Origin of the sequence: Nocardia sp. CDC160 (genome assembly GCF_035818795.1) — a bacterium.
In the GTDB taxonomy this organism is placed as follows: domain Bacteria; phylum Actinomycetota; class Actinomycetes; order Mycobacteriales; family Mycobacteriaceae; genus Nocardia.
In genome coordinates, this window is record NZ_JAYKYT010000003.1 from 462074 (window position 1) to 478705 (window position 16632).

The 16632-nt window shown below is 68.3% G+C and carries 16 protein-coding genes and 1 riboswitch; of the genes, 10 read left to right on the top strand and 6 right to left on the bottom strand.

The genetic code is table 11. From position 1 onward, the window contains the following. Nucleotides 1-17: 17 nt before the first annotated feature. Nucleotides 18-1196 (bottom strand): cytochrome P450, encoded by a 1179-nt coding sequence (locus VMT40_RS16780; protein ID WP_326359147.1) that lies wholly within the window; start codon nucleotides 1194-1196, stop codon nucleotides 18-20. A 35-nt stretch (nucleotides 1197-1231) separates the two neighbouring features. Here VMT40_RS16780 and VMT40_RS16785 point away from each other — a divergent pair, with 35 nt between their 5' ends. Next, nucleotides 1232-2044 carry an SAM-dependent methyltransferase gene (locus VMT40_RS16785; RefSeq protein ID WP_326359149.1) on the top strand — a complete coding sequence of 271 codons (813 nt, stop codon included), beginning with the start codon at nucleotides 1232-1234 and terminating at the stop codon, nucleotides 2042-2044. Between the two features lie 176 nt (nucleotides 2045-2220). Here VMT40_RS16785 and VMT40_RS16790 read toward each other — a convergent pair whose 3' ends face one another. Together VMT40_RS16790 and VMT40_RS16795 are read right to left on the bottom strand one after the other, a co-directional pair. Then, nucleotides 2221-3021 (bottom strand): polyprenyl synthetase family protein, encoded by an 801-nt coding sequence (locus VMT40_RS16790; RefSeq protein ID WP_326359151.1) that lies wholly within the window; start codon nucleotides 3019-3021, stop codon nucleotides 2221-2223. After that, nucleotides 3018-5171: a terpene synthase family protein gene (locus VMT40_RS16795; protein ID WP_326359152.1), complete on the bottom strand. Its 2154-nt coding sequence runs from the start codon at nucleotides 5169-5171 to the stop codon at nucleotides 3018-3020. Before VMT40_RS16795 ends, VMT40_RS16790 begins: the two co-directional genes overlap by 4 nt. Before the next feature lie 216 nt (nucleotides 5172-5387). Between VMT40_RS16795 and VMT40_RS16800 the strand changes: the two genes are divergently transcribed. Further along, nucleotides 5388-6596 (top strand): UDP-N-acetylglucosamine--N-acetylmuramyl-(pentapeptide) pyrophosphoryl-undecaprenol N-acetylglucosamine transferase, encoded by a 1209-nt coding sequence (locus VMT40_RS16800; protein WP_326359154.1) that lies wholly within the window; start codon nucleotides 5388-5390, stop codon nucleotides 6594-6596. Between the two features lie 123 nt (nucleotides 6597-6719). Next, on the top strand, nucleotides 6720-7067 hold the full coding sequence (locus VMT40_RS16805) for a ribosomal subunit interface protein (RefSeq protein WP_326306916.1): 348 nt from the start codon (nucleotides 6720-6722) through the stop codon (nucleotides 7065-7067). Between the two features lie 49 nt (nucleotides 7068-7116). Here the strand turns inward: VMT40_RS16805 and VMT40_RS16810 are convergent, their stop codons facing one another. Further along, nucleotides 7117-7977, bottom strand: a complete 861-nt coding sequence (locus VMT40_RS16810; protein ID WP_326359155.1) for a helix-turn-helix transcriptional regulator — start codon at nucleotides 7975-7977, stop codon at nucleotides 7117-7119. A 55-nt stretch (nucleotides 7978-8032) separates the two neighbouring features. Here VMT40_RS16810 and VMT40_RS16815 point away from each other — a divergent pair, with 55 nt between their 5' ends. The 7 genes from VMT40_RS16815 to VMT40_RS16845 all read left to right on the top strand — a co-directional run bounded on the left by VMT40_RS16815 (nucleotide 8033) and on the right by VMT40_RS16845 (nucleotide 15157). Next, on the top strand, nucleotides 8033-9667 hold the full coding sequence (locus VMT40_RS16815) for an AMP-binding protein (RefSeq protein ID WP_326359157.1): 1635 nt from the start codon (nucleotides 8033-8035) through the stop codon (nucleotides 9665-9667). Between the two features lie 11 nt (nucleotides 9668-9678). Beyond that, nucleotides 9679-11364: an AMP-binding protein gene (locus VMT40_RS16820; RefSeq protein WP_326360215.1), complete on the top strand. Its 1686-nt coding sequence runs from the start codon at nucleotides 9679-9681 to the stop codon at nucleotides 11362-11364. A gap of 41 nt (nucleotides 11365-11405) precedes the next feature. Next, nucleotides 11406-11597: a hypothetical protein gene (locus VMT40_RS16825; RefSeq protein WP_326359158.1), complete on the top strand. Its 192-nt coding sequence runs from the start codon at nucleotides 11406-11408 to the stop codon at nucleotides 11595-11597. A 79-nt stretch (nucleotides 11598-11676) separates the two neighbouring features. Beyond that, entirely contained in the window at nucleotides 11677-12597 is a 921-nt protein-coding gene (locus VMT40_RS16830) for an AraC family transcriptional regulator ligand-binding domain-containing protein (RefSeq protein ID WP_326359159.1), read from the top strand. Nucleotides 12598-12664: 67 nt separating this feature from the next. Then, on the top strand, nucleotides 12665-13711 hold the full coding sequence (locus VMT40_RS16835) for an AraC family transcriptional regulator ligand-binding domain-containing protein (RefSeq protein ID WP_326359160.1): 1047 nt from the start codon (nucleotides 12665-12667) through the stop codon (nucleotides 13709-13711). Beyond that, nucleotides 13708-14703 carry an AraC family transcriptional regulator gene (locus VMT40_RS16840; protein WP_326359161.1) on the top strand — a complete coding sequence of 332 codons (996 nt, stop codon included), beginning with the start codon at nucleotides 13708-13710 and terminating at the stop codon, nucleotides 14701-14703. The genes VMT40_RS16835 and VMT40_RS16840 overlap by 4 nt, the downstream gene beginning before the upstream one ends. Before the next feature lie 262 nt (nucleotides 14704-14965). Beyond that, nucleotides 14966-15157, top strand: coding sequence for a hypothetical protein (locus VMT40_RS16845; RefSeq protein ID WP_326359163.1), 192 nt, complete (start codon nucleotides 14966-14968; stop codon nucleotides 15155-15157). 53 nt (nucleotides 15158-15210) lie between these two features. On the opposite strand, the gene VMT40_RS16850 is transcribed toward VMT40_RS16845, so the two are convergent. Further along, a complete protein-coding gene (locus tag VMT40_RS16850) occupies nucleotides 15211-15723 on the bottom strand; it encodes a DUF3558 domain-containing protein (protein ID WP_326359164.1) in 513 nt (170 codons plus the stop codon). Then, a complete protein-coding gene (locus tag VMT40_RS16855; protein WP_326360216.1) occupies nucleotides 15723-16229 on the bottom strand; it encodes a DUF3558 domain-containing protein in 507 nt (168 codons plus the stop codon). The genes VMT40_RS16850 and VMT40_RS16855 overlap by 1 nt, the downstream gene beginning before the upstream one ends. Before the next feature lie 105 nt (nucleotides 16230-16334). After that, nucleotides 16335-16506, top strand: a riboswitch (M-box (ykoK) riboswitch). The last annotated feature ends 126 nt before the right edge of the window (nucleotides 16507-16632 follow it).

Sequence of the window (16632 nt, forward strand, 5' to 3'; positions counted from 1 at the left end):
ATCGGCCCATTCGACCCCTACCTCAACGTCACAGTCGTCGGCAGCGCAGCAAACCCTCGATTGTTCGAGGCGTGGATTCGCTTCAAACCTGACGCATCTACGTCGAAATCGGAGATGCGGGAGGCGATTTCGGCCAGCGCGGTGCGGAGTTCCAGGAGGGCGAGGTTGGAGCCTAGGCAGTGGTGGCGGCCGCTGCCGAAGACCAGGGAGGCGGAGGTGTCGCGGTTGAGGTCGAAGACGTCGGGATTGTCGAAGACTTCGGGGTCGCGGTTGGCGGAGCCGGTGAGCAGGAGGATGCGGGCGTCGGTGGGGATGGAGATGCCGTGCAGGTCGATCGGTTCGGTGGTGGTGCGGAGTTGGGTTTGGGTGGCGGGGTCCCAGCGCATGGCTTCGGCGATCCAGTCGTCGATGCGGCCGTCGAGGGCGGCGCGGCGCTGGTCGGGGTGCTGCCAGGCGGCGTGCCAGGCATTGCCGAAGGTGAGCATGCTGGTTTCGATGCCCGCGCCGACGAGCAGGATGAGGACGCCGACGATTTCCTCGGGGGTCAGCCGGTCGTCGCCATCGGCGGCGTCGAGCAGGCCGGAGAGCAGGTCCTCCTGGCGGGACTTGCTGCGCTCGATGGTGAGTTCGGTGTAGTAGCCGACCAGTGCGCCGATGGCCTGCATGGCCTCGGGCCGCAGATCGGTCGACTCCTCCTCGGTGTACATGATCTCCATGCCGAGCTTGCGCAGCATTTCGCGATCGCCCTCGGGGACCCCGACCAGCTCGGAGATGACCTCGGTCGGGAACGGCCCGGCGAACTCGGCCATCAGGTCGAAGCTGCCGCGCGCGAGCAGCGGTTCCAGCAGGCCGACCGCGATCTCGCGCAGGCGCGGCTGCAACGACTGCACCCGGTGCGCGGTGAAGGCGCGCGCCACCAGACCGCGCAGGCGGGTGTGCTTGGGCGGGTCCATGGCGACGAACGAGAAGAACCGTTCGGCCTGCGGCCCCCAGAAAGCGGGTTCCATGCGCAGGCCGTTCTTGCTGGAGAAACGGTCGGAATCACGCAACGCGGCAAGCACGTCGGCGTGGCGTGAGAGCGCCCAGAAGTCGTCGTCCTCATTGCGGTAAACCGGGGCCTCGCTACGCAACCTGGCATAGTGAGGATACGGATCGGCGTGGACATCGAAATCGTATGGGCTATAGCGCAACTCCATGTTTCAGACACTAGCCGAAAAGAATTGGGAGCGAAGTGAACTCGGATTCAGCGGCGGAACGGATCGACACCACCAAGCCACATCCGGCCCGCCGATACGACTACTGGCTGGGTGGCAAGGACAATTTCGCCGCCGATCGCGAATCGGCCGACGCGGTCGCCGAGGCCTTTCCGACGGTCCAGCTGGCCGCGGTGGAGAACCGCAATTTCCTGCGCCGGGCCACCGCGTACCTGACCGCCGAGGCGGGCGTGCGCCAGTTCCTGGATATCGGCAGCGGCCTGCCGACCGCGGGCAATGTGCACGAGATCGCGCAGGGCATCGCCCCGGAATCGCGCATCGTCTACGTCGACAACGACCCGATCGTGCTGCTGCACGCCCGCGACCTGCTCAATAGCTCCCCGGAGGGCCGCACCGCCTTCATCGACGCCGACCTGCGCGAGCCACAGCGCATCCTCGAGCATCCGGATCTGCTCGCGACTCTCGACCTGAGCCAGCCGGTCGCGCTCATGGTGGTGGCGGTCATGCACTTCATGACCGACGACAACCGCCCCTACGAGCTACTCCGGCAGCTGACCGAGCCGCTGGCCCCGGGCAGCTTCCTGGTCATGTCGCACGCCACCGGCGACTACCTCGACGAAGAGGATCTGGCCCGCACCAGCGAGGCCAATCGACGCAGCGGCGTGCCGTTCCGCCTCCGGTCCAATGCCGAATTCGCCAAGTTCTTCGACGGATTCACCCTGGTCGCCCCGGGCATCACCGCGGTCACCCTGTGGCGACCCGAGGAATACCGCCCCCACCCCCGCCCCGAAGCGGTCAGCATGCTCGGCGCGGTGGCCCGCATCCCCTGACCCCGAACACGAGCGGGCCGCGAACATTTCGCCCCGGCCCGTTCGACTTGCAGCGCACCACGATCACCACGTCCTCCCGACGCTCGGTGCGGACGAACCGCGGCCGTGCTGCGCGCTTGACCGTTGCATCATGGAAAGATATTTCCGCGCAGTATGAACCGCCCGGTCGAATTGATTTACGCGCGGGCGACGCATTCCGCGAGCGCCAGCAGGTCCGCGGTGGCGTGGCCCGCGCGGGCGCTGGCCGCGGCGCGCGGGTGGCCGAGGTCGCGGCCCAGTTGGTCCATGGCGGCGACTAGTTCTGTGGGTGCGCCCGCACACAGCGCACCCATGGCGCACGCGCAACCCAGCAGCGCGGAATTCCTGTGCCGCAAGGCTTCCGGACCGGGGGCACGGCCCCGGTGCTGACCGGCGGCATGGCCGCGGTGCTGTCCGTCGGCATGGCCGCTGTGTTGATCGGCGGCGTGGCCGCGATGTTGGCCCAGGCAGACCTCGATGACGGCGTCCTCGAGGCGCGCGATGGCGTCCAGTGCGCCCGCCGGGGCGTCGGCGAGGGTCCAGATGGCGAGGCTGTGTAGGGCGTCGCCGACCAGCACCGCGTCGTCGACACCCCAGAGTCGCCACACGGTCGGGCGGCCGCGGCGCACGGTGTCGCCGTCCATGACGTCGTCGTGAATCAGGGTGAAGTTGTGCACCATTTCGACCGCGGCGGCCGCGTGCAGGGCGGCGGTCGGGCGACCGCCCGCGGCCGCCGCGGCGGCGAGGACGAGGGCCGGGCGCAGGCCCTTGCCCGCCCGCGCGGTCGTGGCGCTGCCGTCGGCGGTGTACCAGCCGAGGTGATACCCGACCATGAGCCGTAGCTCGCTCGGCAGGGTGTCGACCGCGACCCGCATGAGCGGCATGGTCAGTTGTCGAGCCCGGCGCAGCAGATCGGCGGCGCGGGAGACGGTGTGATCGGCCGCGGTCGACGAACTCATGACAACCTCCGGTGGGCGAACACGCTGACGAAGGGGTCGAGCGGGCCGCCGATCGGCGGCTTGGGACGCGAAGCCCGCAGGGTGCGCTCGGCGTAGCGGGCGGTGTGGGCGTGCCAGTACGCGTTTCCCGCCATGTGATTGCGGAGCCGGTCGACATGGGCGAGCATGGCGGCGCGCATGTCCTCGGACAGGTGGTAGTCATCGAAGAACGCGGGAAGCTGCTCGCGCACAATGAATTCGAATTGCCGGGCGCGTTCGTTGGCGAGATCGACGACGATGTTCGCGGCATTCTCCCGGGAACAGCCCAGGAACGACTGGGTGAGGTACACCAGATTGTGCAGTTCGCGGTCGTACTCGATCTCCTTCTGATACGAATACAGATCGTTCGCCAGCGCCGCGTAGTCGTGCGCCGAATTCTCCAGCTGCCGAACGATACTGGCGTCGCCGAGATCGGCGATACCGGGGACCGCCTCGGGTGCGGACGGGGTGTCCAAGGCGCGGAACAGCGGACCGCCGGAGGTCAGCCGCCGAATCTCCAGATAGTCGACCGGATCCGGCATGCGCTGGCGAACCTCGTTCTCCAGCACGTACTCCCAGCCCTCGAACAGCTCGATCAGGGCCGCCCGCAACCGATTCCGGCGATCGATGTCGAGCCCCGGCACGGTCTCGCCCCACAGCCGCGACAGACCCAGCTCGAGCGGCGAGACCGGTCCGGGCGCAGCGTCCGACAGCTGAAGTGGCAAGCGCCGCAGCTGTTCTCGCCCCGGCACCGGATCGACTCGGAACACCCGCGTGGCCAGGTCGTCGGCATAGGTCCCCCACACCGTCCAACGAGTGCGCAGGATCAACTCGTCCGCCTCGGCCTCCGGACCGACCATGGCCACGAGGGCGGCGAAGTCCGCCGCCCGCAGCGATTCGGCCGTCCAGCCCACCACCGGATCCAGCAGGCCCATCGACGCGGCCCAGCCCGGCGCGTCCGCCCGCGCGAGCTCGATATGCGGATTCACCGCGACCGGGTACGGCCGCGCGAGCCCGGAGACGACCAGCGGCCCGGGCGTACGGGGCGGTGGGACATGCTGATTCAGCTGTATCCGGAACCCGGGCACCAGCCGCGCCGCCGCGGTGCCCAGCCCGGTCGGCCCGCGGTCGACGCCGCGGTTCATGTAGCGACTCGAGCGCAGGTGCCACTCGTGCCCGCCGCTCTGCCAATCCTGCAGGCCGATCGCGTAGCGGGTCACGGCGAGCTGCTCGGCCGGGGTGGCCGCGCGCTCGAGGAACAGCTGCGGCACATCGATCTCGGCGGTGTCCTCGAACTGTTTCAGCCGCGAGGTGAGCATGTCATTGGTGAGCTCGGCGGCCGCCTGGGTGGGCAGGCCGAGGAACCGTTCCAGCACCAGCACCAGATTCGCGTTCTCGCCCTCGACGCGGACCTCACGCTCGTAGGAGAACAGGTCATTGCGCAAATGCACTGCGTCGGCGAATGTTTCGCACAGCACCCGCAGGGGCCGCTCGGCGGCGAACCGCCCGGGCACCTCCGCGCCGCAGGCGAATTCCACCAGATTGGCCGACCAGGGCGCGCCGCCCACCCGCCGCCGCATCTCGAGGTACTCGATGGGGTTGGACACCCGGTTCCGGGCGATATTGTCCAGCTCCCACAGGGATTCGACCATGAGGTTGTGGGTGGAGGTCCGCATGCGCGCACGCCAGCCTGGGGACATGACGGGAATGGTGCGGGCCCAGCAGTCAGCCAGCCCGGCCTCCGAGGGTGTCTCGGGTTCCGGTGCAGGGCAACCGGGTTCGGCCATGAACAGCTCGAGACGCTGGAGATAGGTGGTGGCCTCGGCGTGATTGCGGGTGCTCTTGTACTCCGAGAGGAACCAGTCGTCGAAGTAGAAGACCCAGATGTACCACTCGGTGAGCAGCGCCAAAACCTCGGCGTCACAGTCGGGGTGGGTGTACGCGCACAGTAGCGCGTAATCCATGCGGTCCAATTTCTCGGCGTCCCAGATGGGTTGGCCATCCACCCCCAGCTCGCCGAGCATCCCCAGGCGCTGCGCCCAGGCGGCGGAGTGCGCACGGGCGTAGTCGTAGTGGGGATTGAGCCGGGCGGGGTGGGGGACATAGAAATCGGGCAGTGTGAAGGGCTTCAAGGCGGGGGCCCTCTCGCTGGGTCAGGCGACTCCGGTCAGAACTCTCACTGCGACAACGTGATCAGCGTCACAACCATGGTAGAGGTCGCTCGCCGTCTCGCCAACACCTCGCAATCTCACCGAACCGACCGGTACCGCCCGGAACGGCCGCGACGCCCCCGATCGCGATAGCCTGGGCGCTGCCCGCGTACCCGCCCCCACCCAGGAGGATCGTCCATGTCGAACCCCGCCGCCGACCGCGCCCCGATCCTGCAGCGGCTGGGCGAGCGCGGGCGGGTCCGCGTCATTGTCGCCGGTGGCGGCACGGGCGGGCACACCTATCCGGCGGTGGCGGCCGTGCGCGCGCTGCGCGATCTGGCGGCCGAGGCCGGAGCGAGCGCCGAGGTGCTGTGGGTCGGCGTGCCCGACAGCCTGGAGCAGCGGGTGGCGGCCGAGAACGACATCGACTTCACCGGCATCAAGGCCGGAAAGCTACGGCGCGACCGCAATCCGCTCAAAATGCTCAACAAGGACAATGCCCGCGATGCGCTGCGGGTGCCGGTCAGCGTGCTGACCGCCCAGGGCGTGGTGGGCCGGTTCGCGCCGGACGCGGTGCTGTGCACGGGCGGCTACGTGTGCGCGCCGATCGGCATGGCGGCCGCGCTGCGTCGGCGGCCCCTGGTCATTCACGAGCAGACCACCGGCATCGGCAAGGCCAATCTGCTGCTGGCCCGCATGGCCGACCGCATCGCGCTCAGCTCCGAGGCCTCGATCGACCTGCTCCCGGCCAAGGTGCGCGGCCGCGCCCTGGTCACCGGCAACCCGATCCGACCGGCGCTCACGACCGGCACCGCGGACGCCGCCGTCAAGGCCCTCGAGTGGGACGGCTACACCCCCGGCCTGCCGACCGTCTACATCACCGGCGGCGCGCAGGGCGCGGTGCAGATCAATGATCTGATCCGCGCCCTGCTGCCGGAATTGCTGCACTCCGCCAACGTGATTCACCAGTGCGGGCGACTGTCCTACGAGCAGGTCCGCGAGCACGCCGCCACCCTGCCCGAGGAGGTGCGCGGCCGCTATCTGGTCCGCGAATTCATCGGCCCCGAACTCCCCGATGTGCTCGCTCTCACCGATGTGGTCGTATCCCGTTCCGGCGCTGGCACTCTCGCCGAGCTCACCACCTTGGGCAAGCCCTCGGTGCTGATCCCCTACCCGCATTCGGTCGGCGGTGAGCAGATCCGCAATGCCCGAATCCTGGCCGACCACAATGCCGCCCGCGCCCTCGTCGGCGAGGACGCCACGGTGGAGAATCTGCGGGCGGCCCTGACCGAGCTGCTCACCGAATCCGAGACCCGCGCAGCCGTTTCCGCCGCCGCCCGGGCCCTGGGGCATCCGCTCGCAGCCGAGCATCTGGCCCTCACCGTCTTGGATCTGGCCACCCGATAATTCCCGCCCCGCCACGGGATGAATCACACATGGCATTCTCAGCCTGAGTGAGTATGGTCGGAGGTGTGAGCAAGTCCCCGGCAATCGCCCCGGACTTGCGATACCACAGAGATTGGAGATGCCATGCAAATCCAGGTCTTCGCCGATAAGCATGTCGGCGGTGGCGCGATCGCCAAGCAAGCAACCGACTCCATCGCGTCGATTTTGGATCGATTCGCCGACCACCTCACCCGGGTAGAAGCCCACATCACCGATGTGAACGGCCACAAGGGTGGTTCCGAGGACAAGAAGTGTTCCCTCGAGGCGCGACCGAAGGGCCAGCCGCCGGTCGCGGTCACCCACCGCGCCGAGACCGCCGAGGAGGCTTATCTCGGTGCCGCCGAAAGCATGGCGCACCTGCTCGACAGCAAATTCGGTCGACTCCACCACGCCAAGGGCGGGGAGACCATCCGCCATTTGGTAGCGGATTAACAACTCTCGTAACTCTCAGGGGTAAACCCCTGAAACCCCGGAAGAAGGTCTAAGGCAGTAGCCCGAGGCGGCGTGCTCGCACGACCGCCTCGTGGCGATTGTGGGCCCCAAGTTTCGTCATGGCGCTGCGCAAGTAGCTCTTCACCGTTTCCGCACCGACCGAAAGCCGCTGCGCGGCTTCCTGATTCGTGCATCCGAGCGCTACCTGCGCGAGTACGTCCAGTTCTCGCGGGGCGAGGGTGACCGCGTCGTCGGGGGCGGCCACGCCCGAGACCAGCCGGGCCAACTTGTCCGTCACCCCGCGCAGCCGGGTTCGGGCCGTCGCGTCGGACACCGACTGGGTGATCCCTCGCAGTTCCGCGTGCAGGTCCCGAAGTTGTTCGGTCACAACGGCATTGGCGCTCGCCATGGACTCGCGCGCCAAGGACAGCCGTAGCCGTCGATCCACCTCGTCCCGAATCGCCAGTTCCATGGCCAGCCGCCGCCCGGCCTGCACCATCTCGTCGGCAATCCGGTCACCGATCACGCCCGAGTCCCGATTGGCGACGTAGATGACCGCCCGCGCTTCCCCCTTCACCACCACCGGTACCGCCACCACGGCGCGCAACCCCTCGCCCAGGACCGGACCGTCGTAGTGGTGGGTGATGGTCGAGGCCGAGCGGTAGTCGGCCACCGACCGCGGCTTGCCCGTCGCCACCGCCGACCCGCCCAGCCCCGAGCTGGGCGCGACCGCGAGCCCGCGCATGGCATTGGTGCGGGTGCCGACGAACTCGCTGAGCACCAGCGTGCCCGCGTGCACCGCGCCGCCGAAGATCACCGGCAGGTTGGAGACGGCGGCCAGGGCCCGCAGCTCGGCGCGCAGGGCGTCACCGTCGCTCGGGCGCAGCAGCCCGTCGGTGGCCGGGGTCATCGGTCAGCCCCTTTCGGGGGTAGTCGGGGGTGAGTGTGACGTAGATCCTACTGGGGTGAGCGAGAGCACGGACCGGAGTTACGCCCACGGGGTGTGGGACGCACCCCTGCTGGGCGACACCATCGGGGCAAATCTGGATCGAACCACGGCCGCGCATCCCGACCGCGAGGCCCTGATCGACTACACCACCGGCATCCGCTGGACCTACCGCGAGTTCACCGCCGAGGTGGACGCGCTGGCGCTGGGCCTGCTGGCCGCCGGGATCGGCAAGGGCGACCGGGTCGGCATCTGGGCCCCGAACTGCCCGCAGTGGACGCTGACCCAGTACGCGACCGCCAAGATCGGCGCGATCCTGGTCAACATCAACCCCGCCTATCGGGCGCACGAACTGCGATATGTGCTGCGGCAGGCCGGGATTCGAATGCTGGTGGCGGCACCGGCGTTCAAGACCTCCGACTACGCGGCCATGATCGAGGAGGTGCGCCCGGAGTGTCCGGAGCTGGAGCAGGTGGTGCTGCTCGACGGATTGCACTGGCGCGAACTGTTCGCCACCGGCCGGGCAGCCGATCCGGACCTGCTGGCGACCGCGCAGTCGCTGCTGTCGACCGACGATCCGATCAATATCCAATACACGTCGGGCACAACGGGTTTCCCCAAGGGTGCGACGCTCAGCCACCACAATATCCTCAACAACGGCTACTTCGTGGGTGAGCTCTGCGGCTACACCGAGCAGGATCGCATCTGCATTCCGGTGCCCTTCTACCACTGCTTCGGCATGGTGATGGGCAATCTGGCCGCCACCAGCCACGGGGCCGCCATGATCATTCCGGCCCCGGCCTTCGACCCGCGCGCCACGCTGGAAGCCGTTGCCGCGGAACGCTGTACCTCGCTGTACGGGGTGCCGACCATGTTCATCGCCGAACTGGCCGACCCGGAATTCGACACCTACGACCTGTCCTCGCTGCGCACCGGCATCATGGCGGGATCGCCGTGTCCGACCGAGATCATGAAGCAGGTCATCGAGCGCATGGGCATGCGCGAGGTGAGCATCTGCTACGGCATGACCGAGACCAGCCCGGTCTCCACCCAGACCCGCCGCGACGATTCGCTCGTCCAGCGCACCGCCACGGTCGGGCGGGCCGGACCGCACATCGAGATCAAGATCGTGGACCCGGTGACCGGGGTGACCGTGCCGCGCGGCCGGGCCGGTGAGCTGTGCACCCGCGGCTACTCGGTCATGCTCGGCTACTGGGGCGAACCGGAGAAGACCGCCGAGGCCATCGATGCCGGGCGCTGGATGCACACCGGCGATCTGGCCACCATGGACGCCGACGGATATGTCGCCATCACCGGCCGGATCAAGGACATGGTGATCCGCGGCGGCGAGAACATCTATCCGCGCGAGATCGAGGAATTCCTCTACACCCACCCGGACATTCTCGACGCGCAGGTGATCGGCGTGCCCGATGCCAAGTACGGCGAGGAGCTGATGGCCTGGATTCGAATGCGACCGGGCGCAACCCCTTTGACCGCCGAGAGCCTGCGTGAATACTGCACCGGGCAGCTCGCGCATTTCAAGATTCCCCGATACGTGCACCTCGTGGACGAGTTCCCGATGACGGTGACCGGCAAGATCCGCAAGGTCGAGATGCGTGAGATCAGCGCTCGGCTGCTGGAGGAGACCAAGTGAACAATACGGAGATGTACCGGGCGGCGCGCGACGGCCTGCTGGCCAGGGCCACCGACTACGACGCGGCGCTGCGTGAATTCGAATGGCCCCGACTATCCGGCCAATTCAACTGGGCCACCGACTGGTTCGACGTCATCGCCCGCGACAACGACCGCCCCGCCCTGTGGATCGTCGAGGAGGACGGCTCCGAGGTCAAGATCGGCTTCGCCGAGATGGCCGCCCGCTCCGACCGCGTGGCCACCTGGCTGGCCGGGCTGGGCGTCGGCAAGGGCGATCGGGTCATGCTCATGCTGGGCAATCAGGTCGAGCTGTGGGAGGCCATGCTGGCGGTGGCCAAGCTGGGCGCGGTCATCATGCCGACCACCGGCGCGCTCGGCCCGGCCGACCTGAGCGACCGGATCGAGCGCGGCGGAGCACGTTTCGTCATCGCCAATCACGCCGACACCACCAAGTTCGACGAGGTGCCCGGCGACTACACGCGCATCGTGGTGGGCGCGCCGGTGGCGGGCTGGCACGACTACGCGGACGCCGCGGCGGTCGAATCCGCGGGTCCGTTCCGGGCCGTCACCGAGGTGACCGAGCCGCTGCTGGTCTACTTCACCTCCGGCACCACCAGCAAGCCGAAGATGGTGCAGCACTCCCAGATCAGTTATCCGGTCGGTCATTTGAGCACCATGTACTGGATCGGTGTTCGCCCCGGCGACGTACACCTGGCCATCAGCGCCCCCGGCTGGGCCAAGCACGCCTGGAGTTGCTTCTTCGCGCCGTGGCTGGCCGAGGCGACCGTATTCGTCTACAACTACGCGCGATTCGACGCCGCGGCACTCATGCATCAACTGCGCCGCGCCGAGGTGAACACGTTCTGCGCGCCACCCACGGTGTGGCGCATGCTGATTCAGGCCGACCTCGGCGAGCGACCGGCCGGTCTGCGTGAAATCCTCGGCGCGGGTGAGCCATTGAATCCCGACGTCATCGCCCAGGTCGAGAAGGCCTGGGGCCTGACCATCCGCGACGGCTTCGGCCAGACCGAGACCACCCTCCAGGTCGGAAATACCCCCGGCCAGCCGCTCAAGCCCGGATCGATGGGGCGGCCCGCACCCGGCGTGCCGGTGGTGCTGGTGGATCCGATCTCCGGAAAGCCCGCCGAAGAGGGCGAGATCTGCTTGGATCTGACTGCGGCACCGGTGAATCTGATGACGGGTTACCTCGGCGATCCCGAGCGCAATGCCTCCGTAATGGAAGGCGGCTATTACCACACCGGTGACGTGGCCACGCGCGATTCGGACGGCTATATCACCTATATCGGGCGCACCGATGACGTGTTCAAATCCTCCGACTACAAGGTCTCCCCCTTCGAGTTGGAGAGCGTGCTCATCGAGCATCCGGCGGTGGTGGAGGCCGCGGTCGTCCCGCAGCCCGACGACACGCGCCTCGCGGTGCCCAAGGCGTACGTCGCGCTGGCGGCAGGATGGGAACCGAACCACGAAACCGCCCGCGCCATCCTGGAATACGCACGCGATCACCTGGCTCCCTATCTCCGTGTACGCCGCTTGGAATTCACCGATTTACCGAAAACGATCTCCGGCAAGATCCGCCGCGTCGACCTGCGCCGCCGGGAGGAGCAGGCCCACGCGGCGGGCGAGACCATCACCACCGAGTACCGCTACGAGGACGTTCTGAACGACAGCACCCGTTGAATCCGCACTGCCCCATGCCACTACGACAGATCGGAGTTCCAGTGCCCCACACCGTGGAAACCGCCACCGCCTACGTCATCGCCGCCCTGGAGGCCAAGGGCACCGCAACCCGCGAGGACTTCGACGTGCCGGGGATCGTGACCACCACCCACGGGCTCACGCAGACATGGGATTTCCGAGCCGTCGACACCCGGCGATTCTGGGGGATTGCGGCAACCTTCCTGAGGGCCTGATAATCCGCCCCCGAGCGGGGTCGCTCACAGTTCGGCGAATTCCCGGTTTCCGGCCGGGAATTCCCCGCACCATGGGGTGATGCACACCTCCGACACGGTCTCGCTGCCCCGGTTCGTCCTGCGCCACGCGGCGGGGACCGGGATCGATCCGCATCGGCTGGCGCACGCAGCCGGGCTGCCCGACTGGGTGGCCGCCGAGGGCAGTGCGCGGGTGGACAGCGGAATCTATCCCCGCCTCTGGGAACTGCTCGCCCACGAAACCGGCGATCCGGACACGACGTTCCGGGTGCTGGGCGAATATCGGCTCGGCGAGTTCGGGCTGTTCGACTATCTGATCTCCACCGCCGACACCCTGCACGAGGGGTTGACGGTGATCAACCCCTATATCGGCGCGGTGAGCACCAACTTCCGGTTCGAGGCCGGGGTGCGGACCGAGACCGAATCCACCTTCGACCTGCACATGATCAATGCCGAGGGCCTGGGCCGGGACCTGAGCGTGCAATCCGGTCTGGGCCTGGTGGTTTCGCGCGTCCGCCAGATGACCGGTCGCGCGGTCGACCCGGTCCGCATGACCTTCCAGCAGCGGGCCCCGCGCAGCCACGACGCCTTCCGCGAGTTCTTCGGCACCACCGACCTGGAGTTCGAGGCGGACCGCAATAGCGTCACCTACCGTGTGACCGATCTCGAGCTGCCGCACATCACCGCCGACCCCATGCTCGCGGCCGTCCTGCGCAGGCACGCCGCCACCCTGCCCCCGCCGCCCCCGCGCGCCACCGAATGGCCCGACCGCGTGGCCGACGCCCTGGCGCAGGTGCTCACCGAATCCGACCCGCTGCTCGACGAGGTCGCCCGGCGACTGTTCACCAGCCCGCGGACCCTGCAGCGTCGCCTCCACGAGTCGGGTACGACGTGGCGGCTGGAGGTCGACCGCGCCCGCAAACGCCACGTGGAGCTCCTCGACTCCGACCGGGCGGCAATCCGAGAGGACACAGTCCTATGACCCGCCCGGCGGATCGCCAACCCTGGGGCACCGTGGGGACACGGCGGCGCACGCCGGAGGGACAGCGATGAACGGTTCGGACAGCCCATTACTGGCCCGCTTCGTGCTGACCCGGGCACGATCGGCGGGCCTGGACCCGGTGGAATTGGCCCGGGCGGCCGGAATCGGGACGGCCGCGCTGGACGGCCCGCCGGGAAGTGTTCCGGGACAGTGCTATCTGAGGTTGTGGGAGCTCCTCGAGCGACGGATAGAACTGCCGCACGTCGGTCTACTAGCGGCCGATCGGTATGGAATGGGGGAATTGGGGATGATGGACTATCTGGTGTCCACGGCGGCGACCGTGGGTGAGGCATTCCGGGCCGCGGCGGAATTCGGCTCCCGGCTGACCTCCACCCGACGGCTGGAGGTGGTGGCCGACACCGAGCATCACTTGACCGTGGCGGCCGGTACCGCCGCCGAGGGCCGCGGTGCGGAACTCGCCGCGCAGGCGAGTTTCGCCTTCCTGACCGCCCGCGTCCGCCTGGCCGCCCGGGCGCGAATCACTCCGTTAGCGGTCACCTTTCGGCAAGCCGCGCCCCGCGACCACACCGCGTTCACCGCCTTCTTCGGCACCCCGGCAATCGAGTTCGGCGCCGACGCCGACACTCTCACCCTGCGTCGCACCGATCGGGAACGCGCACAGCACAGCTCGGATCCCCGTCTCGCGGCCGTCCTGCGGCGTGGCGCGACGGTGGCCAGCCTGTCCACCCCGCCCGCCCGTGCCTGGGTGGATCTGCTTGCGGCGGAGCTCGATTCGCTGCCACCCGATCCCGGTGCGCCGAAACGAATCTCGGCCGACACGATGTGCACCGGGCTGGCGTCGGCCACGCCTTCACCGGAAACAGCCTCGCCGCAGGCGATGTCATCGGAGTCGCAGGCGATGTCATCGGTGTCACGGAGGCTGTCATCGGAGTCGCGGGGGCTGTCATTGGACACGGTGTCACTGGAGACGGTCGCCTGGCGATTGGGCACCAGCGCACGGACATTGCAGCGACGCCTCGCCGCGGCCGGGACGACCTGGAGCCGGGAGCTGGCCGACGCCCGCATCCGCGCGGCGGGTGACGGGGACTCGTGACTCCTCGATCCGATTGCCACGACAGCATTCTCATGGCCCGATTCCCGCTCGAGCGGGCGGCGCGGGCCGGATTGGATCCCGACCGGATCGCGCGGCTGGCGGGCGTCCCCGCCTGGCGCGAGGGCGGTGAGAGCACCCGGGTGTCGTCGCGCTACTGCCTGCGGGCCTGGGAACTGCTGGAGCGGGAGACCGGGGATCCGGATGTCGCACTGCGCGTCTCGGACGACAGCACCACCGGGGAGTTCGGGCTGCTCGAGTACCTGTTCCTGTCGGCGTCGACGCTGGGCGCGGCGCTGGACACCTGTGTCCGCCACAGCGGCAGTCTCACAACGAGTTACAGTTTTCGCATCGCCGAGCGCACCGAGAACGAGGTCAGCTACGAGGTTCTCTCCGCCGTGGACGACTGCCGTGGCCGGGAGTTGTTGGTACAGGCCACCTTCGCGTTGATCGTGAGTCGAGGCCGCGCCGCCACCCGCAGCCCCGTGGTGCCGGTACGGGTGGGCTTCCGGCAGGCCGCACCGGCCGCGCTCGACGCGTTCACCGAGCTGTTCGGCACCCGCGCAATCCATTTCGGGTGCGCCGCGGACACCCTGACCCTGCGCACCACCGAGTTGGCGCAGCCGATGAAGCAGGCCGATCCCGAATTGACGGCCGTCCTGCTGTCCTACGCGGCCACCCTGCCCGCCACGCCCGAGTTCGGGTCGACCTGGCTGGATCAGCTCGGCGAGGTCCTCGACACCGCCCTGGAGGACGGCGCGGCCACCCTCGAGGTGGTAGCGCGTCGGCTGCTGACCTCACCAAGATCATTGCAACGCCGCCTGGCCGACGCCGGAACCACCTGGCGGCGCGAGGTGGACCGCGCGCGTCGGCGCAGACTGCAACGGGCCGAACACCTTCCACGCGCCCAACAGGCGGAATTCCTGGGATACGCCGATCCGGCGAGCCTGCGACGGGCCGTCAATCGGTGGCGGGACCGCTCGGATTCGTCGTAGACCGACCCCGCCCGCAGGCCGAAATCGCACCTACCGTACGGTATTCCGGCAACCACACAGCTAGGTTGGCGTGCCTTGGACCGGTTTGGCGTCTTCGGAACTCCCCTGCGGGCGTAGCCGGAAACGAGACTGGTCGGATACGCCACGACGCGCCGGCCGCGAGGTTCGTCACGGCGTTGGGGTGTGTGGTCGCGGCCGACGTTGTCCTCGGCCACGCATCCGTGCACCATCCCTGGACCGGTTAATCGATTGGAGCTTCCTCGTGGCCCACACCGCTGAAACCGCCACCGCCTACGTCGTCACCGCCGTGGAGGCCAAGGGCACCGCCACCCGGCACGACTTCGACATCCCCGCCATCGTGAGCGCCACCCACAGCCTCACCGACAGCTGGGATTTCCACAGCGTGGATCGAAACATGTTCTGGAACATCGTCGCGACATTCCTCGAGCACTGAGCCGGGCTTCTCAGGGGCACCGAGCCGGGCTCTCAATGGGGCACTGAGCCGATTCAGATGCCGTCGACCGACAGGGTCGCGGTCATCAGCGTCATGGCCGCCGCGCACGGATCGGGTTGCGCGGCATGGTCGCGGTTCTGCACCCACCAGGTGACGGTGCCGGTATCGGCCACCGTCACCGCGCAGCTGCCCGGATCCTTCGGGTCGCGCCAGTACATGCCGCCGAAGTGCTTCACGACCAAACGCTCGATCTGGTAACCGAATTGGTCGGCGATCTGCACTTCGCGCGACAGGGTGTCGGTGCGCAGCCAGGCGTAGGTGAGATCGACGGTACCGCCACCGGCCGCGGTGGCGGTCCAGTTGCAGACCGTCGGTGCGCTCTGCCGCTTCATGCCGGTGACGGCGAGGGCGGCGGCCAGCTTCTGATCCTCGAGGGGACCGCAGCCCGCCAGGAAGTTCGGATCGGCGGAGGTCGGCGCGTCCGACGGTCGCGCGGCGTGCGAACAGCCCGCCAGCGTCACGACCATCAAGGCGGACAGGGCGATTCGGGCGGGTAGTCGTGCCATCAGCCCTGCCCCGCCTGCTTCAGGGTGGCGGCCGCGAGCTGCTCGACGCCCTTGCAGCCGACCGCGGTGTGCCGCACGGTCCAGTCGATGAAATCGGTGTCGCCGAACGCCACCGCCACCTCACAGCTCGCCGCGTCCTGCCACTCGATGCCGGGCTGCCCGGCGACCTGGACGGTGGCGGGCTTGCCGACGGTCACCTGGCTCCGGCGCTCGTCCAGCGAGCTGCCCCGGAACCAGTGGAACACCACGGCGTAGTCGGTGCCGCCGGACGCCTGCCACGCGCAACTCACCGGATTCACCGACACCCGTTGCGGATCGCTCAGCCCGGTCTGCTGGGCGATATCGGCCTCGGAGACGCCGCCGCAGAGCCCGATCGTATTGGGGGACGGCAGGACTGCCTTCGGAGCGACGGTCGTGCTCGGCGCCGCCTGTGGGGTCGATGAGCCGCAGCCCGCGACCATCGCTCCGATCAGGGCGGCCCCCGCCGCCGCGCCTACCGCTCTCATCACGCCGACCAGCGTAGGCGACGCGGGGAAACTCTGCCGTGAGCGCGCACCCGTTCGCACGCAATAGCCTTTTTTGACTTTCCATCCGGTCTTCTCTAGTTTGGAATCGCACCTCGATAGGCGAGGCTCCTGTACGAACACAGGCCACTGATCTGACGACGTCGAGAGACGCCCAAGGTTAGGACAGATTTCCCCGGATTAAGGGGTAATCCAAAGTGGCTTCCCGCCCAGCGGAATACGTCGCACAGTGCCGAAGCTCTGACGAGAGGGGTGTCCGTCCCTCCAGGTTTTCGACCTGATCGACTTTCCCCCGTGTGCGCTGTCGTATCGCGTTCCACGAGTTCGAGGAGGTCTGGGCAGCCAGATGACGCCCTCCGCTACACAGCACACCGACGCCGCGTCG

Bases quoted from the DNA above. Each gene is read 5' to 3' on its own strand.
- VMT40_RS16780 (WP_326359147.1), bottom strand. From the start codon at position 1,196: ATGGAGTTGCGCTATAGCCCATACGATTTCGATGTCCACGCCGATCCG.
- VMT40_RS16790 (WP_326359151.1), bottom strand. From the start codon at position 3,021: ATGAGTTCGTCGACCGCGGCCGATCACACCGTCTCCCGCGCCGCCGAT.
- VMT40_RS16800 (WP_326359154.1), top strand. From the start codon at position 5,388: ATGTCGAACCCCGCCGCCGACCGCGCCCCGATCCTGCAGCGGCTGGGC.
- VMT40_RS16805 (WP_326306916.1), top strand. From the start codon at position 6,720: ATGCAAATCCAGGTCTTCGCCGATAAGCATGTCGGCGGTGGCGCGATC.
- VMT40_RS16810 (WP_326359155.1), bottom strand. From the start codon at position 7,977: ATGACCCCGGCCACCGACGGGCTGCTGCGCCCGAGCGACGGTGACGCC.
- VMT40_RS16820 (WP_326360215.1), top strand. From the start codon at position 9,679: ATGTACCGGGCGGCGCGCGACGGCCTGCTGGCCAGGGCCACCGACTAC.
- VMT40_RS16830 (WP_326359159.1), top strand. From the start codon at position 11,677: ATGCACACCTCCGACACGGTCTCGCTGCCCCGGTTCGTCCTGCGCCAC.
- VMT40_RS16835 (WP_326359160.1), top strand. From the start codon at position 12,665: ATGAACGGTTCGGACAGCCCATTACTGGCCCGCTTCGTGCTGACCCGG.
- VMT40_RS16850 (WP_326359164.1), bottom strand. From the start codon at position 15,723: ATGGCACGACTACCCGCCCGAATCGCCCTGTCCGCCTTGATGGTCGTG.
- VMT40_RS16855 (WP_326360216.1), bottom strand. From the start codon at position 16,229: ATGAGAGCGGTAGGCGCGGCGGCGGGGGCCGCCCTGATCGGAGCGATG.